We start from the raw sequence: 23,782 nt of genomic DNA, 5'->3' as shown, positions 1-23,782 counted from the left end.
GAGGTCGCGCGGCCGCTGCGAAATCGGACTCGTAGATGGACGTTGGAGCCTTCCAAAACCTCTCGATCGGTGAATTGTTCGGTTTGGCCGAGATCACGAAGCGATCCGGGCAACCATCGGCGGTCATCGACCTCTACAAGATGTGGATCGCCTGCCACGAGGACGATCCGCTCCTCTACGCCGCTTATTTCAACTATGGGACATCGCTGAACGAGGCGCCGGACACGGCCGGCGCCATCATCGCGTTCCGGGAATCGGCCCGGCTCAAGCCGGATTTTCACCAAGCCCAGCTGAGTCTTGGGCTCGCACTCGAAAAAACCGGCCAGAACGGGCCGGCCATCAGGCACTGGCTCGCCGTCGCGGAAGATCTTGTGGCCGTCAATGCCGAGAGCCTGACTCATAAGATCATGGCACTCGAAAACACGGGCCGGGTCCTTGAAGGGCTTGACCAGGATGGCCCGGCCGAGGATGCGCTCAGACGGCGCCTCGAACTCGCGCGCGACGACAAGGTGATCCAGCACTGGATCGCGCTCCGTATGCGGCAATGCCGCTGGCCGGTGCTGACACCCTTCGACCGGATCACGCGGCGCGATCTCCTGGCCGGGATCTCGCCCCTGTCGCTCGCGACGCTGGTCGACGATCCGCTGTTCCAGCTCGCCAACGCCTGCCACTACAACAAGGCTCTGGTGGGCCGGGTCACCCCGATGGAACCTCCGCCCCCTCCGGTGCCCGGGTCGAAAACACGGTTGCGAGTCGGCTACGTATCCTCCGACATGCGCGAACATGCTGTCGGCTTCTCGATCGTCGAGACGCTCGAACTGCACGATCGGAACCGCTTCGTCATCCATGCCTATTATTGCGGTATTTCACGCGACGACCCGACCAAGGCGCGGACCAAGGCGGCGGTCGATCACTGGACGGACATCAGCGGGCTGTCTGACGAAGCGGCGGCGCAGAAAATCCGCGACGACGGCATCGACATTCTGATCGACCTCAACGGCTACACCAAGGACGCGCGAACGCGGGTATTCGCCTTGCGGCCGGCGCCGATCGCTGTGAATTGGTTCGGGTTTCCTGCCACCATGGGAAGCCCTTATCACCACTTCATCCTGGCCGATTCCCAGACGGTCCCGGACGGCCATGAACGCTACTTCTCGGAAACCGTCCTACGTCTGCCGTGTTACCAGCCCAACGACCGCAAGCGGGTCGTGGCGAGCCAGTCGCCGTCACGGCAGAACGAGCACTTGCCCGACGATGCGATCGTCTATTGCTGCCTGAACGGTCTGCAGAAATTGACGGAAGCGACATTCACACTGTGGATGAAGATCCTCGAACAAGTGCCTCACAGCGTGCTCTGGCTGCTCGGTGGCACGCCGGAGACACAAGGTCGCCTGCGCGATTGGGCGAACGCACGCGGCATTGCGCCTGACCGCCTGGTCTTCGCGCAAAAGACGACCAACCCGCAGCACGTGGCCCGCTACCAGCTCGCGGATCTGTTTCTCGACAACAGCCCTTATGGCGCCCATACGACGGCGGCGGATGCCTTGTGGATGGGGGTCCCGGTGCTGACCCATCCGGGACGCGGTTTTGCGTCCCGGGTCTGCGCAAGTCTGGTCACCGCGGCGGGGATGCCCGATCTCGTCTGTGAGAGCACGGAGACCTATGTGGCCCGTGCGGTCGAACTCGGTCAGGATCGCGATCTACTGGCAAGCCTCAAGGAGCGGTTGCGTGATGGGCGTGACACCTGCCTGCTGTTCGACACGCCGCGTCTCGTGTCGCATCTGGAGCGGGCCTTCCAGGACATGTGGGCGATGTATGAAGCCGGCACATTGCCGCCTCCGGACCTGACCAACCTCGACGTGTATCATCAGATCGCGCTGAACATGGACATCGAGACGGCTCAAGGGATGAGTCAGGCCGACTACGAAGCCCTCTACCGGGAAAAACGTGCGGAATGGAACCGGGCATTTCCGCTCCCTCCGGATGCCCGAGTTGCGATCCCGTGAGGCGGAGATCGGACATCGCCTCGGCGCACTCTCAAGCGGTCGCAATGCCATGAGGCCGAAGCTGAAGGGCGCGTCCTCCAGGACTTTCCAACGTGCCGTCGCCAGTCATCAAGCCCGTCGCCTTTCAGATGCCGAGGCTCTGTATGGCCAGGTTCTCCTTGAAGACCCGGTCCATTTCGACAGCCGCTATCTCCTGGGCGCGGTGTTGATGGAGCAAGGACGATATGAGGCAGCGCTCACCCAGCTTGATGCCTGCCTGGAGCTCCGGCCCGGCGATGCGGCGGCTTTGCGGGTTTCAGGGCTTGTACGCTCAAAGCTCGGACAATCTCACGCCGCACTGCATGCCTTCGAGCAAGCTCTTGCGGCGCGGCCCGACTGGGCCGAGTTGCACAACGACCATGGCAACACCCTCGCGATCTTGGGCCGCGTCGATGAGGCCCTGGAGGCCTTTGGTCGAGCGATCCTGCGCAACGCGATCTTCGCCGAAGCGCATAACAATCGCGGCAATCTGCTGACCGGGCTGAAGCGGTTCGAGGAAGCTCTCGGCGCCTTCGATGCCGCGATCGCCTGCCAGCCTGGACTGGCCGCGGCCCACAACAATCGGGGGAATGTTCTCAAGGCGATGCGCCGCACCGGTGCGGCTCTGGCCAGCTACGACCAGGCCCTGGCGATCAGCCCGACTTATGTCAGCGCCCTCAACAATCGCGGCAATGCGTTGAGAGACCTGGGCCATCTGGATCGGGCCCTGGCCAGCTACGACGCGGCGCTGACGCTTCAACCCGACTATGTCGACGGTCACATCAACCGCGCCGACGTGCTGATCGATGTGGCGAGGTTTGACGAGGCTCTGGCAGCATGTGATGCGGCCCTTGCGGCTTCCCCCGGCTATGCCGAGGCCCACAACATGCGGGGCAACGTCCTCAAGCACCTGAAGCGTCTCCCTGAAGCGTTGGCCGCCTATGATGAAGCCCTGGCGCTCAAGCCTACCTACGCCGACGCCCACGCCAATCGGGGTCTTCTCCTCACGGAAATAGGCAGAACCGCCGAGGGATGCGTGGCGCTTGAAACCGCTCTCGTGCTCGAACCCGGCACAGCTGGCTTCTTCTACAGCCTGACGCAGTGCAAACGGATGCGCCAGGGTGATCCTCTGATCGGAGAGATGGAAGCGCGCGCTACGCACGACACGTCCCTCTCGACGCGCGAACGGATCGATCTGCATTTCGGGTTGGGAAAGGCCCATGCGGACATCGGCGACCCCGCGGCGGCGTTCAAACATCTGCTGGCCGGAAACCGGCGACAGCGCACGCAGATCCGCTATGATGAGGTCTCCACCCTCAATGCCCTGGCCCGCATGCGGGCGGCCTTTACGCCGACGTCACTCAAGGTAGGGTCGGAACGAGGCAACGGTGATCGACGACCCATCTTCATCCTGGGCATGCCGCGCTCAGGCAGCACCCTCGTCGAGCAGATCCTGGCCGGTCACCCCGACGTGTTCGCGGCCGGAGAGATCGACGACCTCCGGCTTTCCATCCGCTCGCTTGGTCCGAAAGGTGATCGCCTGCTCGAAGCGGCCGAGCCTTTGACGAGCCTCTCGCCCGAGGACTGGCAGCAGGTGGGGGCAGACTATCTGGCTCGGCTCGACGCCGTTGCACCGAACGCCAAGCGGGTCAGCAACAAGACACCCGACAACTTCCGACTCGTCGGCCTGATTCGGCTGATGCTGCCGGACGCCCGGATCATCCATACGCGCCGCGACCCTGTCGACACCTGCCTGTCCTGCTTCGCGACACGGTTCACGGGCCACCAGCCCTTCACCTACGATCTCGGCGAACTTGGCCGCTATTATGCGGCCTACCGGGCCACGATGAACCATTGGCGCGCGATCCTGCCGGCCGATGTTATGCTCGACATCGACTACGAGGACGTGGTCGACGACCTTGAAGGCCAGTCGCGCCGGCTTTTGGCGCATTGCGGGCTGGAATGGACCGACCGCTGCCTCGACTTCCAGCACGCGATCCGGCCTGTTCTCACGGCCAGCGCGAGCCAGGTCAGACAACCCCTCTACCGGCAATCCGTCGGCCGTTGGCACGCGTATGAGGCCTACCTACAGCCTCTCTTGGCCGAACTCTCACGTGAGGCGGTGTAGGCCGTCTTGAGAGACTGTGTCGCGGGAGCCGAACTGGCAGGCTTTTACCATTCGTTAAGCCTGCTGACACATGCTTACCCTATGCGCAGCACCTCACCGATGCCGGCCGGCGGCGATCTCGCACAATTGTACAATGCCCAGGGCGTGGCATTGGCGAATCTGGCGCGCTTTCAAGAATCGCTTGCCAGTTTCGATCGCGCGGTCGCCCTCAACAACGGGTTTGCGGCAGCGCACAGCAATCGCGGCAATGTCCTCAAGGATCTCGGGCGTGTCGAAGAGGCGTTGCGCTCCTACAAAAAGGCCACCAAGCTCAACCCTCTCGCGGCCGATGCCTTCAACAATCAGGGCGTCGCGCTCAAACTGCTGGGCCGGCGAGTGGAGGCGCTCGTGAGCTACGATAAGGCGATCAGCCTCAAGCCGGACTACATGCAAGCGCACAACAACCGCGCCAACCTCCTTCGCGAGTTGGCACGTCCAGCGGAGGCGCTCAAAAGCTGCGACAGAGCGATCGGCTACAAGCCCGACTATGCTGAGGCACACAGCAACCGGGCCATGATCCTGCTCGACCTCCTCCGCCTTGACGAGGCGCTGGCGAGTTGCGACCGAGCTATCGCGCTCGTGCCCACCCTGGCAGATGCCCATAATTTCCGCGGCAACGCACTGAAGAGCCTTGGGCGCCCAACGGAGGCCCTGATGGCCTTCGACACCGCGCTCACCCTCAAACCCAATGATTCCAGCACACTGGCGAACAAGAGCATTCTGCTGACGGAACTCGGCCGGTTGCAGGAGGGCCTTGCCACGATCGAAGGCGCCGTCCGGAACGATCCGAAAAACGCCCGACTTCTTTATGTTCTCTCCCAGTATAAGCGGTTCACGCCCTCGGATGCCGCTCTCATCGAGACCATGACGCAGGTCACGAGCGAGGCGACGCGATGTGCGCAAGATCGCATCGAGGCCGGCTTCGCGCTCGGGAAGGTGTTGGCCGACACCGGCGCGAAGGAGCTTTCGTTTCGCCACTTCCGCGATGCCAACAGCCTGAAGCGACGCGAGACGGCCTACGACGAAGGCTCGGCGCTCTCGATGTTCGACAGGATCAGATCCGTCTTCGATCGGGATTTTGTCGAAGACGCCGCGGGGTGCGGTGATCCTTCCCATCTCCCAGTGTTCATCCTGGGCATGCCGCGTTCGGGAAGCACGCTCGTCGAGCAGATTCTGGCTGCCCACCCCGACGTGCATGCGGCGGGTGAAACCGGCGCGTTTCAAGCTTCCGTCGCGACCCTGGGTGGCGGAGAGACACGCTGCGTCGACGAGCCCGAAATGGCATCGCGTATGTCACGTAGCGCATTCGCGCGCATTGGGGCCACCTATGCGGCGCATCTTCAGGAGATCGCACCGGAGGCTTTGCGGGTCACCAACAAGCTACCGGACAATTTCAGGCTGGCCGGCCTGATCCACCTCGCTCTGCCCAAAGCACGGATCATTCACACGCGCCGCGATCCCATCGACACCTGCGTGTCCTGCTTCTCGACACTGTTCTTCGGCCACCAGCCCTTCACCTACGATCTCGCAGAGCTCGGCCGTTACTACCGGGCCTATGAGGCTCTCATGGCCCATTGGCGCGCCGTTCTGCCTCCCGACACGATCCTCGACGTGGAATACGAAGACGTGGTCGATGATCTCGAAGGCCAGGCCAGGCGCATCATCGCCCATTGTGGGCTTGCCTGGGATCCAGGTTGCCTCAACTTTACGGAAGGCAGACACGCGGTATCGACAGCCAGCGCCACACAGGTGCGGCAAAAAATATACAGGAGTTCGGTCGGCCGCTGGCGCGCTTATGAGGCCTCGCTGCAACCGCTGCTGAAAGCATTGGGACAGGATGACCACCGCTGACCAAGTGTCGGGCGGTTGACGGGCCTCGTCGGTCCGGCTCAAGCTAGGGCAAGGCGCGGCAGTTAGGATTGCCCGGGACATTCGAGCGAAGGCCATCCTGCAATGCAACTCTCGGGTAGCCGGCCCACCGGGATGGCGCTCGTCGCGCTCTCCGCGGTGTTGTGGAGCACGGCCGGTTTGTTCGTCCGCATGGCGGATCTCGACGCCTGGACCGTGCTGGGGTGGCGGTCGCTGTTTTCGGCGATCTTCCTCGGTGGCCTGTTCTCGATTCAATCAGGCCCTCGCGCCATCCGGGATGCCACGTCTCTGGGATGGTCGGAGCTGTTCATGGTCGCGACCTCGATCATGGCCACGATCTGCTACGTGTTCGCCCTGAAGCTGACCACCGTCGCCAATGTGATGACGATCTACGCGACGCTGCCCTTCGTGGCGGCCGGGATCGCTTTCGTGTGGCTGGGCGAGCGGGCGAGCACCCGCATCCTCATCGCCAGTGCCATTGCGCTGGTTGGAATCGCGATCATGGCGGGCTCGGCGACCGAGCCGAAGGACATCGCGGGCAATCTGGCGGCCTTCGCGATGACGGTCGGCTTCGGGACCCAGCTCGTCCATGCCAAGCGGCATCCCGACATCAACATGACGCTGGTGATCGCCATTGCGGCGGGGCTCTGCGCCGTCATCAGCTGGCCACTGATGGCAGTCGCCGTTCCAAGTCTCCAGCAGCTCACGATCCTGGCGGCCTTCGGCATTTTGACGACGGGCGTCGCCTACACACTGGCGCTCGATGGCAGTCGCCGCATCGGCTCCGGCGAGGCCGGCTTCATCTCGATGCTGGACGTCATTCTCGGTCCCCTGTGGGTCTGGCTGTTTTTCGCCGAGCAACCCGGCCGGACCGTACTGGTCGGCGGTGCGGTCGTCCTCACGTCGGTGCTTTGGTTTCTTTCCGGCGGCATGAGACCGCGGGCCGCCAGCTGAGGCTCTGAAGGGGCAACTCTTTTCCCTTGGCAGACGCGGACTTTTCGCTTAGTGAGAGCGCTCCGCAGACCCTGGCCGGGGGCTGAACGGGAGCTTTTTGCTGTTTCAGTGGAAAGAGGATTTCGATCCGCCTCTCGGTGTTCCCGCCTTCGTTGATCTCTGTTCGGGCCTTTCCGGGGCTCGAAGGGCTTCGCGCCAGGGTGTGCTTCGAACAGAAAGGCATCGAGCATGGCTCTCTATGAGCATGTGTATCTCGCGCGCCAGGACGTGACCGCCCAACAGGTGGAAACCCTGACCGAACAGATGAAATCCGTGATCCAGGCTGGCGGCGGCTCCGTCGGCAAGGTGGAATATTGGGGCGTCAAGTCTCTCGCCTACCGGATCAAGAAGAACCGCAAGGCGCATTTCACGCTTCTGAACATCGACGCGCCGTCGGCCGCCGTCGCCGAGATGGAACGTCAGCTTGGCCTCAACGAGGACGTGCTGCGGATCATGACGATCCGGGTCGACGAGCTCGAAGAGGGCCAATCGGCGATGCTTCGCAAGCGCGAGGAAAGCGACCGCGACGATCGTGGTGACCGGGGTGACCGGCGTGGAGGCCCCGGGCGGTTCGATCGGGGTGACCGTCCCGATCGCGGCCCACGTCCGCCGCGTTCCGAAGGTGGGTTCCAAGGGGGAGAAGCCTGATGTCGACAGCTCCACGCCGCCCCTTCTTCCGTCGTCGCAAGTCCTGCCCGTTCTCCGGCCCGAGCGCGCCGAAGATCGACTACAAGGACACGCGCCTCCTGTCGCGCTACGTGTCCGAGCGTGGCAAGATCGTTCCCTCGCGCATCACGGCTGTCTCGGCCAAGAAGCAGCGTGAGCTGGCCCAAGCCATCAAGCGCGCGCGTTTTCTGGGGCTACTCCCCTACGTCATCCGCTAAGGATCCGTGACGGCTGGATTGGATCCGGCCGTCATTTCGTCGGCTTGGGGCTGTCGCCCCAGGCTTTGTTGGCGGACCAGCTCTAGTTGGCTCGCCTAACCGCCTCCGGCGCGGGACAGCATGACGCCAGCACTTCGAACCATCGGCATCGCGGCAGGCGCAGGCCTGGCCTCAGCACTTCTTTTCGCAGCTTCTGCGAAGGGCGGAGCTTTGGCGCTCGTGATCGCCTATGTCACACCCTTGCCGATCATGATCGCGGCCCTGGGATTCGGGCAGGCGACGGGCCTGCTTGCGGCTGGCGTCGCTTGCTGCGGCATCGCCGTGCTGCTTGGTGTTCTCGCCGGGGGATTCTTCGGCGTGCTCATCGGCTTTCCCTCCTGGTGGCTTGGTTACCTGCTGCTCTTAGCCCGTCCGGTGACCTCTCAGTCCGGTCAGGCCGCAACCTCCATCTTCGCCTGGTATCCCTTGGGCCGGGTCGTTGCTTGGGGTGCGGCCATCGTGATTGGCGCGGTTCTCGCCGTCGGAGCCGCGGTCGTCATTCACTATGGCGGATATGCCGCGACCCTGGCGTCGCTGACCGCCCATCTTAAGAACGTCCTGATCGACGTGAATGCCGCCGAACGCTCGTTCTCCGAATCGTCGAAGACGGTGGTTCGATTGCTTCCGGCCCTGATGGGCGGCTCGACTTTCCTGATGTTGATGGTCAACCTGTGGCTCGCGGCCCGTGTGGTGCAGGCGTCCGGTCTCCTTTCGCGCCCTTGGCCGGCTCTGCCCGAAAACCTGCGACTGCCGCGAGCGGTGGCCTTCGTGTTCCTGGCCGCTGGAATCGCGGTTTTCGCTGGTGGGCTCGTCGGCGTCGCGTCCGGCGTCATCGTCGCGCCGTTCGGCGTTGCCTTTATCCTCCAGGGACTGGGTGCCGCACATACGCTGACCCGAGGGCTCGCGGCGCGCCGCCTGATCCTTTTCACCATTTACTTCATCACGCTGAGCATCGTGCCCTCGCTTCTGGCGCTGGCCGTGCTCGGCGTTGTGGACTGCTTGCTGCCGCTCCGTCGGACGCAGCCGCCAACCCCCTCCCCAACCGCAACCTGATTTAGGAGAGTCCCATGGAAGTGATTTTGCTCGAACGCGTACCCAAGCTCGGCCAGATGGGCGAGAAGGTCCGGGTCAAGGACGGCTTTGCCCGCAATTTCCTGTTGCCTCGTGGCAAGGCGATGCGAGCGACCGAAAAGAACGCCAAAGTCTTCGAGACGCAGCGCGCTCAGCTGGAGGCACGCAACCTGGAACTGAAGGAAGAGGCCTCGGCGGTCGCCACACGGATCGAGGGCGCAAGCTTCACGATCATCCGTCAGGCGGGTGAGACGGGCCAGCTCTACGGTTCCGTGTCGCCGCGCGATATCGCCGAAGCCATCTCGAAGGCCGGCTTCAGCATCGAACGCAACCAGATCGCCGTCAGCAACCCGATCAAGACAATCGGATTGCATCCGGTCCCGCTGCATCTGCATCCGGAAGTCGAAGTCGGCGTCACGATTAATGTCGCACGCTCCGAGGCGGAAGCCGAGCGTCAGACCAAGGGTGAGGAGATCAACGTCCGCGAGGAAACCTCGCTCGACGATCTCGGCCTGGAAGTGGGCGCGGCCCTGGCTGAAACCGGCGGCAGCTTCGGCGACCGATAGGGACGAAGCGTGTCCCCCGCTTCTGCGGGGGACACAATCTTAAACGCTGAACCGATATTCGGTGATCTGCCGGTATGTTTCCCCCGGACGGAGGACGCTCGACGGGAAATGCCGTCGATTGGGGGCGTCGGGGAAGTTCTGCGTTTCCATAGCGAGGCCTGCAAAGGCGCCGTAGCGTGCGCCGGCCAGCCCTTCGACAGGCACGTGGACCTTGGCGCCATCGTAGATCTGGACACCCAATTGGTTCGTGGCGATTTCGAGCGCCAGACCGTTCTTTTTCGAGCGAAGTGTGGTGGCGTGAGCGAGGCCCGTATCGGGATCCGGCTGGCGCGCCAGCACGTAGTTCATGTCGTAAGTCTGGCCTGACTCATCGCGCACCATCCTCGGCGCGCGAAAATCGAAGGGCGTCCCAGCGACCTGCACGATTTCGCCGGTCGGGATCAACTCTTCGTCAACCGCGGTTCGGAACGCTGCAGCCACCATGAGCTCGTGATCGCGAACGTCGTTGGATCCATCCAAGTTGAAATACGCGTGGTTGGTCAGATTGACCACAGTCGGGGCATCCGTCGTCGCCGTCAGCTCCATGCGCAGAGTGAGGCCCTTTACGACATAGTGACAGGTCGTTTCCAGCGTGCCCGGGAAGCCTGAGTCACCATCGGGGGACGTGAGCGCGAGCGTCACGCTATCGGCCGTCGAGCCGACAAGGCGCCAGGGAAGCTTGTTGAACCCTTTCGGGCCGCCATGCAGCGTGTTCTTGCCCTTCTCGTTGCAAGGCAGCTGGAAGCTTTTGCCATCAAGCGTGAATTGCCCACGGGCGATGCGGTTCGCGTATCGGCCGGGCACGGCTCCGAAGCTCGGAGAATGAGCCCGATAGTCCGCAAGGCTGTTCAGGCCCAGGACGGTCGTCTGCCTCACCCCATTCACCGGCACCGCGAGATCGCGGATGACGGCGCCCCAGGTGATGATATGGGCTTCAAGCCCCGCCGCCGAGCGGATGACGATCTCCTGAACGGCCGTGCCGTCCATCTCCCCGAACTCGCGAACCGACCCCGTCATCCGTGCCCCCCACTCTCAGCCTATCTTCGCCTTCACGTCGAACTCATCCGGCCGCAGCCGGTGCGCGAGGCCGTCGAGGACGGCATTGACCATTCCGACCTCGTCACGGCCGAAGAAGGCGCCGCCGACATCGGTATATTCCTTAATCACGACACGCGCCGGAATATCCCCTCGCTGCCGCAATTCATAGGCGCCGCCCCGCAGGATCGCCCGAAGAATGTTCTCGACACGCGCGAGCGGCCAGCCGCTCTGCAGCCCTTCGTTCACCATTACGTCGAGTACGCGCTGGTGCTCGAGGACACCGTGCAAGATGTCTCGGAATAGCGCGATATCGGCGGGCTTGTACTGATCGCCCTCGACCTCCTGGCCGATCCAATGCGCTTCGAACTCCGCCAGGATGTCGTTCAGCCCCGTTCCGGCGAGGTCCATCTGGTAGAGCGCCTGTACGGCCGCGAGGCGAGCGGCCGAGCGTTGATCGGGGCGCGACATTACCGGGTACCCATCAGGCGTTTGAGGCGCAGCAAAGCGAGCGCTGCCTCGGCCGCCTCGCCACCCTTGTTGCCTCGGGCGGGATCGGCCCGCACCACGGCCTGCTCCTCGGTCTCGACCGTCAGGATGGCATTGCCGATCGGGAAGGCATGCGCCATGCCGAAATCGGTCAGGCCTCGGGCGCTCTCATTTGCGACGATTTCGAAATGATAGGTTTCACCTCGGATGATGCAACCGAGCGCCACGACGGCGTCATAGGCGGGGCCTGCCGCGTCATAGGCGATCGCCACGGCACCGGGAATTTCCAAGGCTCCCGGCACGGTCACGACATCGTAGCTCACGCCAGCGGCTTCCAGAGCCTCGGTCGCGCCTTGGAGTAGCTGGTCCATGATCGCATCATAGAACCGTGCCTCGACGATCAGGACGTGGGCCTGCAGCCGTGGATGTTGAGTCGTCGATGGGGTGCGGCTTGGTTCAGCCATGGGCGGGATGCTCGGAACAGGAGGGCGACCGGGACCTTTGGGTCTCGCGCTTCGGGTTCCGTCAATAGAGCCCGCCTGTGAGGCGTGCAAGCAAGGGCTGCACAAAGCACCCCTGCATCAGCCGAAGCTTCGGCCCGCGGGTGTGCGCTGGAAGAACAGCAGATCGAGTTCCGGCGCCTTTCCGGTCAGGCCGGTCAAAACCGCATGGACCTGTCCACGATGATGCGTCTGGTGGTTGAACAGGTGCGCCAAAGCCGGCGCGAGCCGCTGCTCGATCGGTTCGGGCGTCGAAGCACGCGTGTAACGAATGACGCGGTCGAGATCCAGCGCCTGTAGCGTATCGACATAGGCTGCAATGCGCCGGTCTTCAGCGTCCCGCGCCGGACGCAGCCCAGCCAGGTCGTCGAAGAGGATCTCGTCGAGCCTGATCGGCTGAGGCCCGATCTCCGTAAAACGACGCATCCAGATGCGATCGGTGACGAGCAGATGATTGAACGTCCCGTGCACGGATTTGAAGAAGGCGCCGCGATCCGCCCTGTAGTCGACATTCGACAGCGCTGCTGCGGCGGCATACAGCCTGTCGTTGGCCCAAGCATTGTAGGCGGCCATCATGCGAAAGTGGTTGTGCAACGTGCCCTCCGCAGCGCCTTAGGCGCCCTTGCCTTGACGGTCCGGTGCATCCCAGTCTGCCGTCTCGGCCAGGCGGGCCGCGTAGCGGGCCATTGTGTCGATCTCGATGTTGACACGATCTCCCTTCTGCCGGGCGTCCCACGTCGTGACTTCGAGCGAATGAGGGATGAGCAGAACCGTGAAACGCGAATCCTCGACGGAATTGACGGTCAGCGACGTGCCGTCGAGAGCGACCGAGCCCTTCTCAGCGATGAACCGCGCCAGGTGTCGGGGCGCTTCGAGGGTAAATCGGGTGGTGCTGCCCAGGTCCTCACGATCGAGGATCGTCGCGATACCGTCGACGTGACCCGAGACCAGATGCCCGCCAAGTTCGTCGCCCACCTTGAGGGATCGTTCCAGGTTGATTTTTTGGCCCGCTCCCCACGCCCCGAGCGTCGTTCTGTCGAGCGTCTCCCAGGCCGCGTCGATATCGAACCATGTCCGCCCCTCGGCCGTACCCACACCGACGACAGTCAGGCAAGGGCCCGAGCAGGCGATCGAGGCGCCGAGCGCAATGCCCTCAGCCGGATAATGACAGGCGATGCGCAGACGCCGGATGTCGTTCCGGACTTCGACAGCGACCACTTCGCCGACATCACTGACTAATCCGGTGAACATGGGTTTTCGATCCTTTCGTAACAGCGGAACCGGTCGGCCCCGCGCCGGACATCTTTGTGCAACGCGAATGTCGCGGGATCGGCCAAGGCATCGCGAGCATCGGGCGTGACTGAAGGGATGCCATTCCGGTCAAGGCGGCGATCGGAAGTGATGAGAATGATGCCATCGGCCCACTCCTCCCCGATCAGGGCCGAAGCGAGAGTTGGGCCGCCCTCACACAACACACGTGTGAAGCCGCGCTGGACGAGCTGAGAGAAGAGGTCGCCGAAGGCAAGACGACCCCGATCGGACCCTACCCGCATGATGGTCGCGCCGAGAGCCTCCAGGCGCTCGATCCGCTCCGGCTCGGTCTCCTCGGCCGTCGCGATGATAAGCGGGGCTGCTGAGATGCTGCGGATCAAGGCGCTTTGTTCCGGCAACCGCAGATGCGTGTCGAGCACAAGACGAACCGGCCTGCGCGCGACACCCGGCAGCCGCACCGTCAGGAGGGGATCGTCGGACAAAGCCGTCCCGCTGCCGACCATCACGACATCGCTCAGGGCTCGAAGCCGATGAACAGCGCGGTTGGCGTCCGCATCCGTGATGAGGAGGCGCCCGGCGCCCGGGCCGTCGCCCGCGAACCCGTCGGCTGTTTCGGCCATCTTGACCGTAATGGCCGGCCGTCCTTTCCTTACGCGCCGCCGATGCCCCAGATGATCTCGACGTGCCTCATCTTCGGCAACCGGCCCGATGACGGCCACACCATGGTGATGCAGGCGTTCGAGGCCGCTCCCGGCGACACGCGGGTCCGGGTCACGCAAGCCGAAGACCACGCGCGCGATCCCGGCTTCGAGCACGGCCTCCGTGCAGGGCGGCGTGCGACCGTGGTGATTGCAGGGCTCCAGCGTAACGTAGAGGGTCGCACCCCTGGCTGCGACACCGGCTTCGGCAAGAGCCTGGGGCTCGGCATGCGGTCGTCCCCCGGGAGCCGTCACGCCACGGCCAAGAACGATGCCGTTCTTGACCACAATGGCGCCGACCGCCGGATTGGGAGCGGCCAAGCCCATGGAACGCCTGCCGAGGGCCAGGGCCGCTCGCATCCAGCGCGTGTGCTCGGCGAGGTCCCCGCCGCCTGCCATGGTTCAGTAGATCGGGAAACGCCGGGTCAGGGCAGACACTTCGTCCTTGACCTCGGACTCCACGGCGCCATTGCCGTCTTCGCCGTGCTGCGCCAGACCGTCGAGAACCTTGACGACCAGCCGGCCGACTTCCTTGAACTCAGCCGTGCCGAACCCGCGCGACGTCGCCGCTGGCGACCCGAGACGTATGCCCGACGTGATGGCCGGCTTCTCCGGATCGAACGGGACGCCATTCTTGTTGCAGGTGATATGGGCCCGCCCAAGAGCGATCTCGGCGGCCTTTCCGGTCAGTTTCTTTGAGCGCAGATCGACAAGCATCAGGTGATTGTCGGTGCCGCCCGACACGATGGCGAAGCCGCCCGCCACGACGGCATCGGCAAGCGCCTTTGCATTATCCACAACCTGTTGGGCATAGGTCTTGAAGTCAGGCGTCAGGGCCTCCCCGAACGCAACCGCCTTGGCGGCGATCACATGCATCAGTGGGCCACCTTGCAGGCCCGGGAAGATGGCCGAGTTGATCTTTTTGGCCAGCGCCTCATCGTTGGTGAGAATCAATCCGCCGCGCGGGCCGCGCAGCGTCTTGTGCGTGGTCGAGGTCACCACATGGGCGTGCGGGAACGGCGAGGGATGCGCGCCGCCGGCCACCAGTCCGGCGAAATGCGCGATATCGACCAAGAAAGTGGCGCCCACCTCGTCGGCGATCTCGCGGAAGCGGGCGAAGTCCCAATGCCGCGAATAGGCCGATCCGCCCGCGATGATGATCTTCGGCCGGTGCTCGCGCGCCGTCGCGGCCAGGGTGTCCATGTCGACCAGATGTGTCTCGCGGTCGACCGTATAGGGGACCGGCTTGAACCAGCGACCCGACATATTGACCGGCGATCCGTGCGTCAGGTGCCCGCCTGCGGCGAGGTCGAGGCCCATGAACGTGTCGCCCGGCTGCATCAGCGCGAGAAACACGGCCTGGTTGGCTTGGCTGCCAGAATTAGCCTGGACGTTGGCGAAACCGCAGCCGAACAGCGCCTTGGCGCGCTTGATCGCGAGATCCTCGGCAATGTCGACGAACTGACAGCCGCCATAGTAGCGCCGGCCCGGGTAGCCTTCGGCATATTTGTTGGTCATCACCGAGCCCTGCGCTTCGAGCACGGCGCGCGACACGATGTTTTCCGAGGCGATGAGTTCGATTTCATCGCGCTGCCGCCCCAACTCCGAGGCGATCGCCTGCGCGATCTCGGGATCGGTCGACGCGAGACCCGCACCGAAGAAGCTGTTGGACAGGCGCGATTCGCGCTGCTTCGGCTCGGCAAAGGCCAGATCGGTCATGTCGCCCTCTTATCAGCAGAGAAAAAGAAAACGGCACGCCGAAGCGTGCCGGTTCCAATGTTCTTAACATGCAGTCCCGAGGCCAGGGAAGCTCGCCCGGCGCCCTCCCGTGTCGCGGGGGCGACCTATTCCTGCGAGATCGCCGGTTCGACGGCGTTGTTCTGGTCGTCGGAGGTCACATTCGCGGCCGTCACGGTGCCAAAGCCATCACGCTGGTAGATATCATCGCGGAACTGCACGACCCCGTCTGGGGTCGCCCAAGCTGTGATGTAAACCCAATAGACCGGGACCGGCTGCGTCAACTTCACGTCGATGCGTTCTCCAGAGCGAATCGCCTCGTCGATATGGGCGCGATCCCAACCCGGATTGTCCCTGAGCAACCACGCAACGTAATCCCGGACGTTCTGGACGCGGATGCAGCCGGACGACACGAAGCGGAAATCGTCGCCAAAAACGCCCTTCGTGGGCGTATCGTGCATATACACGCCATAGGGATTGGCAATGTTGATGCGGACGACACCGAGCGAATTCTCGACACTGGGGTCTTCGCGGAACTTGTAATTCGTGGCCTCGAGCGAGTTCCAGTTGATCGTCGAGGGAGAAACCTCCTGCCCGTCCTTGTTGTAGGTCCTGATGTGGTTCGACGTCAGATACGTCGGATCAGCCTGCATCTTGGGGATCAGATCCTTGCGGATGATCGAGGCAGGGACCGTCCAGAAGGGGTTGAAGTTGATGTCGATCGCCTTTGTCTGCATCACTGGAGACTGCCGGTCGATCTTGCCCACACCAGCCGCATGATGGCTGAACACAACCCCGTTTTCGACCGTCTCGACCATCGCGGCCGGAATATTGGCCATAACGAAACGATCGCCCAGATTGGCTGAGAACGATCGCAAGCGAACGAGGTTGGTTTCGAGCTGCTTCAGCCGAGTTTCGGCCGGCACATTCATTTCGGCAAGTGTCGCGGCAGAAACAACGCCAGTCTGACCGATGCCGTGGCGTGCCTGGAATCTTTTGACGGCGGCTTCCACGAACGTATCGAAGACGGGAGACATTCCGGCCTCCTTGTCGAGATCACCCGACAAGGCGAGCCGTTGGCGAAGGGCTGCCACGGCCGGTCCCTTCGAGCCGACATGCAGGTTGGCGGGCGCTTGGACCGGAGTCCAGCCACCTCGCGACACGATGTCCTGGTAGGTTTGCACGGCCTGTTCTGTAGCGGCGACCGTCTGTGGCGACAGCGTCGGGGTCGAGGATCGCTTCACTTCGAGTCGAGGATCCGAGTCGTATTTCTGAGCCCATTCAGCTTGTGACGATGCGTTACCCTGATCGTCGTCTCCGGCTCTGGCGAGCCCGCCGCCCAGCGCCAGCGCAACAGCCGAAAGGCTCAGCATCAGGGCTAACCTGTGCGACGCCCGTGTTCCGGACCGACCCAGCAAAGCAACGTGAATCACTAACCGCGCTCCAAATTATATGAGCAAGTCCAGAGGACCCGCCTCGGACGGACTGACGACATTTCGGCAATAAAATTCGGGACTTGCTGTTGCCTTCAAGACCCAAAACAACTGCCAGCACGCAATCACAAGAGCGGGTCCAGTACGACCTTTTTAAGGCGTTTTCTCTCTGGCGCCGCGTCGATTTGCTAGGCGTGATCCTGCAGTCACAGGGTTGATACTTCATTAACCATGTGGTTTTGGAGCCGAGTCCACGCACCTGACGGTAGACCGGTGCCCATGCAATTGTCATAAATGCTCCGCAATAGCAGGCGTTGGAACGCTCAAGCGGCGTCGCGAAAGTCAATCCAGAGTGGTGAACGGGCGTGGCAGCGTGAAGCGATCCCTTGTCTTGCTGGCTTTATTGGCCTTTGCCGTCCTGGCATTGGCACAGGTAAAGCGGTTGGAAGGCAGGATGGCGGCATCAGCCCCTCACGCCCTGCAACGCCTCTTCGGATCACGAGTGACGATCGGCGGTCCCATCGAAGCTCGCTTGTTTCCGCGCCCGCATATCGTCATGACCGACATCAGCCTGAATGACGACGGGCACGGTGTGCGGCTGGACGTCCCGCAGCTCGAAGCGACGCAAAGCCTTACCTCGCTGGTGACCGGCCGCCTGGGCTTCAGCCAATTGCGGCTCAGCGAGCCAACGGCCTCGATCGATGAGGATCGTTTGTCGAGCCTGCCCGCGTCATCGGCCATTGCCCTCCTCGGACATGCCTTTCCGGGGCGGATCGTTCTGTCTTCAGGCGTGGTCGCGCTGCGTTCGAGCAATCCCGCTGCCAGCGGATTGCTGATCGGATTGAACGCCGTGGTGGAAGGGCTCGACCGCAACGGTGTGGCGGCCCTTTCAGGCCATGGCACGTGGCGTGGCCAGCGGGTGGAGATGTCGGCGCATCTCGCGCCATTCTTCGATTTCCTGCTTGGCCGCGAAACCTCCGGGTCCGTGAGACTGCATCTCCCGCTTCTCTCGGCGTCTGTCGACGGTCAGTTGCACGCCGGCATTCGTGGGGGCTTCGACGGCAAGGTGTCCGCCTCCACGGCCTCGCTGGCGACGCTGCTGCGGTCAAACGACTTGCCGGCCGGGATCGGCAGGGTCGTGGGCGAAGCAAGTTTCAGCGGGAGCGGCGTTGCGAATCAGGACAGCCTCACGTTCTCGGACACGCATCTCGTGCTCGACAAGACCGATTTCGAAGGCAGCCTGGCCTGGCAACCGAACCAGGGCCATGGTGCCTGGACCGGGACCTTCGCGACCGACCGGCTCGACCTCACCCATGCGTTTGATACCCTACCCGACGCACGGAGCCGCGACGGTCGGTGGAGTGACAAGCATTGGGCTCTCGACGCTTCCTTGTGGGACGACGTCGATCTGCGGGTCTCGGCGAACCGCGCGACTTTCGGACCGATCGACGTCGAGGACGCCGCCTTTTCGGCACTGTGCCGCGACGGCCGGGTTGAAATCAGCCTGAGTGAAGCCCGCAGTCTCGACGGACTCATTCGCGGTCGCGCTGTCGCCAGTCTCGGGGCATCTGCTGTGGATCTCAAAGTCGATCTGTCGATGTCGCAACTGGATCTCGAGCCTCTATCCGGGCCGAAGGCTCCCCGCGGCTTGACGGGCTCCGCATCGGGCCATTTTCAAGGCGACGCGCATGGTGGCAGTCCGAAAGCCCTGATCGAAAGTTTAACCGGCCACGGCCAGATCAGCGTCCGGCAGGGTTCGCTACCGCCGCTCCAGACTATTGCGGATCTTTCCGCGACCCAGGAGCGGACAGCCGTGCTGAGCCCGCTCGGATCGCTTCAGCAATTCGATCTCGGGACGGCGGACCTCGACGTCGACAAGGGGCTGCTCAAGATCGAAAACGGTCGGCTGCTCGGCCCCGCGTTCGAGCGGGTGTTTCGGGGTGAGATCTCCTTTCTCGACCACTCGATGTCGCTCGCAACGGCCGATGCGACGCCCGAGGCTCTCGCGGCCGGGCGCGATGTCGTCACGACGAGTTTCGCAGGTCAGTGGGGCCAGTCTCCGCGTGTCCTTCGCCTGGATCAGGTCAGCGCGCCGCCAAGACTGCTGACGCGGTCACCGGGCGCCGTGGAGTTCCTACCGTGACGGCGGCCAACTCCGATCTGCGGGCAGGCGAACAAATCGCCGACCTCCCGGCGTCGTCGGACGCCAGCGTGTATTTTCTGGGGCGGCTGCGGACACCCTGGTCGGAACGGTCCCAATGTCCGAGACGCGGTGATGCCGAGACTGGGCCGCTTTGCCGGGTCGAGTTGGATCCGCGCTGGCGCGAGGCCTTGGCGGGTCTCCATCGGCTCAGGCATCTCGAAATCCTCTACTGGATGCACCTCGCCCGGCGTGACCTGGTGATGCAGAACCCGAAGTCGCGGGGCGAATTGTTCGGCACCTTCGCGCTTCGCTCGCCCATGCGGCCGAACCCGATTTCGTCGTCGGTCGTCACTCTTGTGTCGATCGAGGCGGAGGGGCTTGTCGTTCGCGGTCTCGATTGCATTGACGGCACACCGCTCATCGACATCAAGCCGATGCATTGCCCGATGTGGCCAGAGCACCAAGACGCGGTGGGGAGACTCTGACCTCACCGTCCGCCCCTCCCCCCTTCGGGCTCCTGCTCGCGGGTGGTTTGTCGCGCCGAATGGGGGGCCAGGACAAGACGCTTCTTCCACTACCGGGTGGCTCGCCCTTGTCGATCCTCCGCGACCGCTTGAAGCCGCAGTGTGCGCAACTAGCCATCAGTGCCAATGGCGATCCTGGTCGTTTCGCGGCCTTGGGTCTCGCCGTGATCACCGACGTTCACGGATCCTACGCGGGCCCTTTGGCGGGAGTCTTGGCAGGCCTGGAGTATCTTGCGTCACAAGCACGATCCGATTGGCTTCTCACGGTGCCAGGAGACACGCCCTTCATCCCGTTCGACCTCGCGGCGCGGCTGGCTGCGACCGCCAAGGAGAGCGGCGTTCGGATCGCCCGTGCGACTTCGGCGGGCCGGTCGCACCCTGTCGTGGCGCTGTGGTCACCTTCGGTTCGATCGGCGTTGCGGGATGCGCTCGTCATGCGCGATGTGCGGCGCGTGATGGCGTTTCAGGAGGAGATTGGCGTCGGCGAGGCCGAGTGGCCGGAGTCTTCCTACGATCCCTTCTTCAATCTCAACAGTTCTTCGGACATTGCCGAAGCCACGTCGATTGCCGCCATGCTGGCCAGCGGCCGAAGCAGTTGAAGCCCTCACGTCACGGGCGTCAGGCCTTACGAATGACGAAGACCTGCGTCACGCCATCGATATCATGTTCGATCAGCTCATCGCCGGATTGCCGAAGGAGATGCGGGATGTCGATCCCCGCCAGCGGATCGGTGCAGAGAACACGCAATAGCGTACCTGGCTGCACGGCGGCCAGTCGTTTGCGGGTCAGGAGCACGGGCATGGGGCAGCGCAGATGGCGCAGATCGAGGTCGACCGGCTGGCTCGGTGACATGATCGGGAACGCCGGTGACGACGGGTTTTCCGGATGCGGCACCTCAAATTCCCTCGAACTTCGCCAAGCGGTCGGTATGGTAGCCTGAGCGCGCGCGCAGGTCACGAAAGAGGCGCAAAATGGCGCCAGAGCCCTTCGATCTCGATCCCATCTGTCAGCGGACCGATGGGCAACAAAGGGTGAATGTTCGGTGCGGCTGCTTCTCGTCACTCTGCTCACTTCCGCATCGCTCGCCGCGGTACCGGAGGGGTCGGCCTTTGCACAGGGGGGGCTCACGCAGGCGCCACACGATAGTGCAAAGACTGCCGGAGAGGTGCCTGGCCCTGGACAGGGTATCCTCCATTTGTCGGCCGTGCTGGCCGGTGACCTGTCTCCGCTTCGGAACGGGACCCGTTGGGCGGTATTCGCTGAGGCGGCCGAGCCAGATGGGACACACCGGATCGTGTCACAGTCGAACGACGCCCAGCCGACGTTTACGCTGCCCGACGGCACCTATGTGATTCACCTGAGCTTTGGGTTCGCAAGCCAGATGAAGCGGGTGGTGATCGCCGACAAGGTTTCGAGCGAACGCATGACGCTCACCGCGGGGGCGCTCGAGGTCGACGGGCGCTTGGGTGACACGCCGATCACACCCGACAAACTCGCACTCTCGGTCTATGTGCCCGAGCACGGCAATCCTCAGGCGAAGCTGATAGTAGCCAATGCCAAACCCGGGCAGGTCCTCCGACTTCCTGAGGGGATGTATCACATCGTCTCGACCTATCTCGACACGGTGAGCGTGGGCTCGCTCGTGCCGGTCAGCAACACGAATTCCGTCGTCAACGCTGACCTCCGCGTGCAAGCCGGCAAGCTCGTCACCGCGACGGTGCGGCACCGCGCCGCCGTCCTCACCCTGAAGCTCGTGAATGCGCCCGGCGGCGAGGCCTTGGCGGATACCAGCTTCACGATCCTGACCCCAGGTGGCGACGTGGTCCGCGAGCTGATCGGCGCCTTCCCGTCGCTGGTTCTGGCCGAGGGCGACTATATCGCCATCGCGCGACACGGCGGAAAGACCTACCAATCCGAATTCAAGGTCGAGTCGGGCATGGACCGGGACGTCGAAGTGCCGACCCAGCAAGGCGGTTGAAACGGGAGAGACTCGTTGCAGACATTTTTTGTCGAGATCAAATGCGCTTTGGGCCGCACCTATGAGGTCGCCAGCGCCCTGGCCGAAGCCGAGATCGCGTCGGAGATCTACTCGACCGCGGGAACTTTCGATGTTCTCGCCAAATTCCATGTCGACGATGGCGTCGACATCGGCCATTTTGTCGGCGACAAGATCCACAAGATCCCGGGTATTGCCGACACGCGTACCCTGATCACCTTCAAGGCCTTCTGACCCGCGCGGTTCCCGCCGGCTCGACGGTCGGGCCACCGAGCCGGCAGAAACCTCTTTACCCCGCGACAGGCACCTTGCCGGCGGCAGCAGCCCGCTTCAGGTCTGGCGGCACCGCCTCCTCGGTGAGCGATGCGAGCGCTTCGTCGAGACCAAGGCTTGTCTGATCGTTGGACCCAAAACGGCGGATCGAAACGGTGCGCTCCGCGGCCTCCTTGCGCCCGATCACGACCAGCACCGGGATCTTGGCCAGGGAATGCTCGCGGACCTTGTAGGTAATCTTCTCGTTGCGGAAATCCCCCTCGACGCGCAGTCCGCGGGCGCGGGCCGCCGCCAAAATCTCCAACCCGTATTCGTCTGCCTCCTGCGTGATCGTCGCGATGACGATCTGGACCGGAGACAGCCACAGGGGCATGTGCCCGGCGTAATGCTCGATTAGAATGCCCGTGAAGCGTTCGAGCGAGCCACAGATCGCACGATGCACCATCACGGGAGGCACCTTGTCGCTGTTCTTGTCGACGTAGAAGGCGCCGAACCGCTCGGGCAGGTTGAAATCGACCTGCGTGGTGCCGCATTGCCAATCGCGCCCGATCGCGTCGCGGAGCACGTATTCGAATTTTGGCCCGTAGAAAGCCCCCTCGCCCGGATTGATCCCGGTCGTCACCGCGTTTCCGTTCTGCACCTTGATGGCGTCCATGACGCCCGTCATCACGTCTTCGGCGTGGTCCCACATCGCGTCCGTGCCGACCCGCTGCTCTGGCCGCGTCGAGAGCTTGAGCATGATCTTATCGAAGCCGAAATCACCGTAGACCGATAGGATCAGGTCGTTGATCTTCATGCATTCGGCAGCAAGCTGGTCCTCGGTGCAGAAGACATGCGCGTCATCCTGGGTGAAGGCGCGAACGCGCATGACACCGTGCAGGGCGCCGGAGGGCTCGTAACGGTGCACAATGCCGAATTCCGCAAATCGCACAGGAAGTTCGCGATAGGAGCGCAGACCATGCTTGAAGATCTGCACGTGGCCAGGGCAGTTCATCGGCTTGAGCGCGAACATCCGCTCGTCGTTCGTGTCGTCGCCCGCCGACTGGACCTTGAACATGTTCTCCTTGAACCAGCCCCAGTGGCCTGAGGTCTCCCACATGGACTTGTCCATGACCTGAGGGGCGTTGACCTCCTGGTAGTCGCCGGCCAGCCGCCGCCGCATATAGGCCACCAATGTCTGGAACAGTGTCCATCCCTTGGGGTGCCAGAAGATGGCGCCGGGCGCTTCCTCTTGGAAATGAAAGAGATCCATCTCGCGGCCGAGCCGGCGGTGGTCCCGTTTGGCGGCTTCCTCCAGGCGATGCAGATGAGCGTCGAGATCGGCCTGCTTGGCGAAAGCCGTCCCATAGATGCGTGACAGCATGGGCTTGGTCGAATCGCCGCGCCAATAGGCACCCGCGACCTTCATCAGCTTGAAGGCGGTCCCGATCTTGCCCGTCGAGGTCATGTGTGGACCACGGCAAAGATCAAGCCACTCTCCCTGCTTGTAGAACTTCAGGTCCTGGTCGGCCGGGATGGCGTCGACGAGTTCGACCTTGAAGGCCTCGCCCTTCTTTTCGAAAAACGCGCGGGCATCATCGCGGCTCTTGACCTCCTTGGTGAAAGGACGGTCCTTGGCGATGATCTCGCGCATCTTCGCTTCGATGCCAGCAAATTCCTCCGGCGTGAACGGCGTCTCGCGGAAGAAATCGTAGTAGAACCCGTCCTCGATCACCGGACCGATCGTCACCTGCGTGCCCGGATAAAGCGACTGAACAGCCTCGGCCAGCACGTGGGCCGTGTCGTGCCGGATCAGTTCGAGCGCGCGCGCATCCTCGCGGCCGATGAATTCAAGCTTGGCATCCTGCGTCAACGGGTCGGCGAGATCGGCTAGGACACCGTCCACGACCATGGCCACGGTGCGCTTGGCCAACGAGGGTGAAATACCGGAGGCAATTTGCAGGCCAGTGGTGCCAGGCTCATAGGCCCGCGATGCGCCATCCGGAAAGGTCACGTTGATCATGCTTGCACTCCTCGGGCCCACTCGCCGA

General features: G+C 63.3%; 23 protein-coding genes. 13 read left to right on the top strand and 10 right to left on the bottom strand.

Going from position 1 to position 23,782, the window contains the following annotated elements:
- Positions 1-35: 35 nt before the first annotated feature.
- The 8 genes from M8523_RS14080 (at position 36) to rplI (ending at position 9,613) form a co-directional block, all read left to right on the top strand.
- Positions 36-2,006 (top strand): O-linked N-acetylglucosamine transferase, SPINDLY family protein, encoded by a 1,971-nt coding sequence (locus tag M8523_RS14080; RefSeq protein WP_282585509.1) that lies wholly within the window; start codon positions 36-38, stop codon positions 2,004-2,006.
- On the top strand, positions 1,993-4,152 hold the full coding sequence (locus tag M8523_RS14075) for a tetratricopeptide repeat protein (protein ID WP_282585508.1): 2,160 nt from the start codon (positions 1,993-1,995) through the stop codon (positions 4,150-4,152). The genes M8523_RS14080 and M8523_RS14075 overlap by 14 nt, the downstream gene beginning before the upstream one ends.
- Before the next feature lie 81 nt (positions 4,153-4,233).
- Complete coding sequence (locus M8523_RS14070; protein ID WP_282585507.1) at positions 4,234-6,042, top strand: tetratricopeptide repeat-containing sulfotransferase family protein; 1,809 nt, start codon at positions 4,234-4,236, stop codon at positions 6,040-6,042.
- A gap of 102 nt (positions 6,043-6,144) precedes the next feature.
- Entirely contained in the window at positions 6,145-7,014 is an 870-nt protein-coding gene (locus M8523_RS14065; RefSeq protein WP_282585506.1) for a DMT family transporter, read from the top strand.
- Positions 7,015-7,242: 228 nt separating this feature from the next.
- Entirely contained in the window at positions 7,243-7,701 is a 459-nt protein-coding gene (gene rpsF, locus M8523_RS14060) for a 30S ribosomal protein S6 (protein WP_282585505.1), read from the top strand.
- On the top strand, positions 7,701-7,937 hold the full coding sequence (rpsR, locus tag M8523_RS14055) for a 30S ribosomal protein S18 (protein ID WP_282585504.1): 237 nt from the start codon (positions 7,701-7,703) through the stop codon (positions 7,935-7,937). Before rpsF ends, rpsR begins: the two co-directional genes overlap by 1 nt.
- A 120-nt stretch (positions 7,938-8,057) precedes the next feature.
- Positions 8,058-9,029, top strand: a complete 972-nt coding sequence (locus M8523_RS14050) for a DUF2232 domain-containing protein (RefSeq protein WP_282585503.1) — start codon at positions 8,058-8,060, stop codon at positions 9,027-9,029.
- A gap of 14 nt (positions 9,030-9,043) precedes the next feature.
- Positions 9,044-9,613: a 50S ribosomal protein L9 gene (gene rplI, locus M8523_RS14045; protein WP_282585502.1), complete on the top strand. Its 570-nt coding sequence runs from the start codon at positions 9,044-9,046 to the stop codon at positions 9,611-9,613.
- A gap of 39 nt (positions 9,614-9,652) precedes the next feature.
- On the opposite strand, the gene M8523_RS14040 is transcribed toward rplI, so the two are convergent.
- The 8 genes from M8523_RS14040 to M8523_RS14005 form a co-directional block, all read right to left on the bottom strand.
- The gene (locus M8523_RS14040) at positions 9,653-10,669 is read right to left on the bottom strand and encodes an aldose epimerase family protein (protein WP_282585501.1); all 1,017 of its coding nucleotides are present in this window, start codon (positions 10,667-10,669) and stop codon (positions 9,653-9,655) included.
- A 15-nt stretch (positions 10,670-10,684) separates the two neighbouring features.
- Positions 10,685-11,158, bottom strand: coding sequence for a transcription antitermination factor NusB (gene nusB / locus M8523_RS14035; RefSeq protein ID WP_282585500.1), 474 nt, complete (start codon positions 11,156-11,158; stop codon positions 10,685-10,687).
- Positions 11,158-11,640, bottom strand: coding sequence for a 6,7-dimethyl-8-ribityllumazine synthase (gene ribH / locus M8523_RS14030; RefSeq protein ID WP_282585499.1), 483 nt, complete (start codon positions 11,638-11,640; stop codon positions 11,158-11,160). The genes nusB and ribH overlap by 1 nt, the downstream gene beginning before the upstream one ends.
- A gap of 117 nt (positions 11,641-11,757) precedes the next feature.
- Positions 11,758-12,270: a DinB family protein gene (locus tag M8523_RS14025; protein ID WP_282585498.1), complete on the bottom strand. Its 513-nt coding sequence runs from the start codon at positions 12,268-12,270 to the stop codon at positions 11,758-11,760.
- A gap of 18 nt (positions 12,271-12,288) precedes the next feature.
- The gene (locus M8523_RS14020; RefSeq protein ID WP_282585497.1) at positions 12,289-12,927 is read right to left on the bottom strand and encodes a riboflavin synthase; all 639 of its coding nucleotides are present in this window, start codon (positions 12,925-12,927) and stop codon (positions 12,289-12,291) included.
- Positions 12,912-14,045 (bottom strand): bifunctional diaminohydroxyphosphoribosylaminopyrimidine deaminase/5-amino-6-(5-phosphoribosylamino)uracil reductase RibD, encoded by a 1,134-nt coding sequence (ribD, locus tag M8523_RS14015; RefSeq protein ID WP_282585496.1) that lies wholly within the window; start codon positions 14,043-14,045, stop codon positions 12,912-12,914. Before ribD ends, M8523_RS14020 begins: the two co-directional genes overlap by 16 nt.
- Before the next feature lie 3 nt (positions 14,046-14,048).
- On the bottom strand, positions 14,049-15,365 hold the full coding sequence (gene glyA, locus M8523_RS14010; RefSeq protein WP_282585495.1) for a serine hydroxymethyltransferase: 1,317 nt from the start codon (positions 15,363-15,365) through the stop codon (positions 14,049-14,051).
- 125 nt (positions 15,366-15,490) lie between these two features.
- On the bottom strand, positions 15,491-16,756 hold the full coding sequence (locus M8523_RS14005; protein ID WP_282585494.1) for a L,D-transpeptidase family protein: 1,266 nt from the start codon (positions 16,754-16,756) through the stop codon (positions 15,491-15,493).
- 433 nt (positions 16,757-17,189) lie between these two features.
- On the opposite strand from M8523_RS14005, the gene M8523_RS14000 reads away from it, so the two are divergent.
- Genes M8523_RS14000 through mobA form a run of 3 tightly spaced genes read left to right on the top strand, consistent with a single transcriptional unit; the run spans position 17,190 to position 20,082 of the window.
- A complete protein-coding gene (locus M8523_RS14000; RefSeq protein ID WP_282585493.1) occupies positions 17,190-18,959 on the top strand; it encodes an AsmA-like C-terminal region-containing protein in 1,770 nt (589 codons plus the stop codon).
- Positions 18,956-19,444: an SAM-dependent methyltransferase gene (locus tag M8523_RS13995; protein ID WP_282585492.1), complete on the top strand. Its 489-nt coding sequence runs from the start codon at positions 18,956-18,958 to the stop codon at positions 19,442-19,444. Before M8523_RS14000 ends, M8523_RS13995 begins: the two co-directional genes overlap by 4 nt.
- Positions 19,408-20,082, top strand: a complete 675-nt coding sequence (gene mobA / locus M8523_RS13990) for a molybdenum cofactor guanylyltransferase MobA (RefSeq protein ID WP_282585491.1) — start codon at positions 19,408-19,410, stop codon at positions 20,080-20,082. Before M8523_RS13995 ends, mobA begins: the two co-directional genes overlap by 37 nt.
- A 19-nt stretch (positions 20,083-20,101) precedes the next feature.
- On the opposite strand, the gene M8523_RS13985 is transcribed toward mobA, so the two are convergent.
- Entirely contained in the window at positions 20,102-20,377 is a 276-nt protein-coding gene (locus M8523_RS13985; RefSeq protein WP_428350525.1) for a sulfurtransferase TusA family protein, read from the bottom strand.
- 148 nt (positions 20,378-20,525) lie between these two features.
- Here M8523_RS13985 and M8523_RS13980 point away from each other — a divergent pair, with 148 nt between their 5' ends.
- Both M8523_RS13980 and M8523_RS13975 read left to right on the top strand, forming a co-directional pair.
- The gene (locus tag M8523_RS13980; RefSeq protein ID WP_282585490.1) at positions 20,526-21,461 is read left to right on the top strand and encodes an RgsD C-terminal domain-containing protein; all 936 of its coding nucleotides are present in this window, start codon (positions 20,526-20,528) and stop codon (positions 21,459-21,461) included.
- 15 nt (positions 21,462-21,476) lie between these two features.
- Positions 21,477-21,713 (top strand): Lrp/AsnC family transcriptional regulator, encoded by a 237-nt coding sequence (locus M8523_RS13975; protein ID WP_282585489.1) that lies wholly within the window; start codon positions 21,477-21,479, stop codon positions 21,711-21,713.
- Positions 21,714-21,768: 55 nt separating this feature from the next.
- On the opposite strand, the gene thrS is transcribed toward M8523_RS13975, so the two are convergent.
- Positions 21,769-23,754 (bottom strand): threonine--tRNA ligase, encoded by a 1,986-nt coding sequence (thrS, locus tag M8523_RS13970; RefSeq protein WP_282585488.1) that lies wholly within the window; start codon positions 23,752-23,754, stop codon positions 21,769-21,771.
- Between the last annotated feature and the right edge of the window lie 28 nt (positions 23,755-23,782).

The sequence above is a fragment of the Lichenifustis flavocetrariae genome (assembly GCF_026130545.1).
GTDB classification, from domain to species: Bacteria; Pseudomonadota; Alphaproteobacteria; order Rhizobiales; family Beijerinckiaceae; genus Lichenihabitans; species Lichenihabitans flavocetrariae.
Note: the sequence above shows the minus strand (reverse complement) of the source record. Positions and strands in the feature narration are given on the sequence as shown.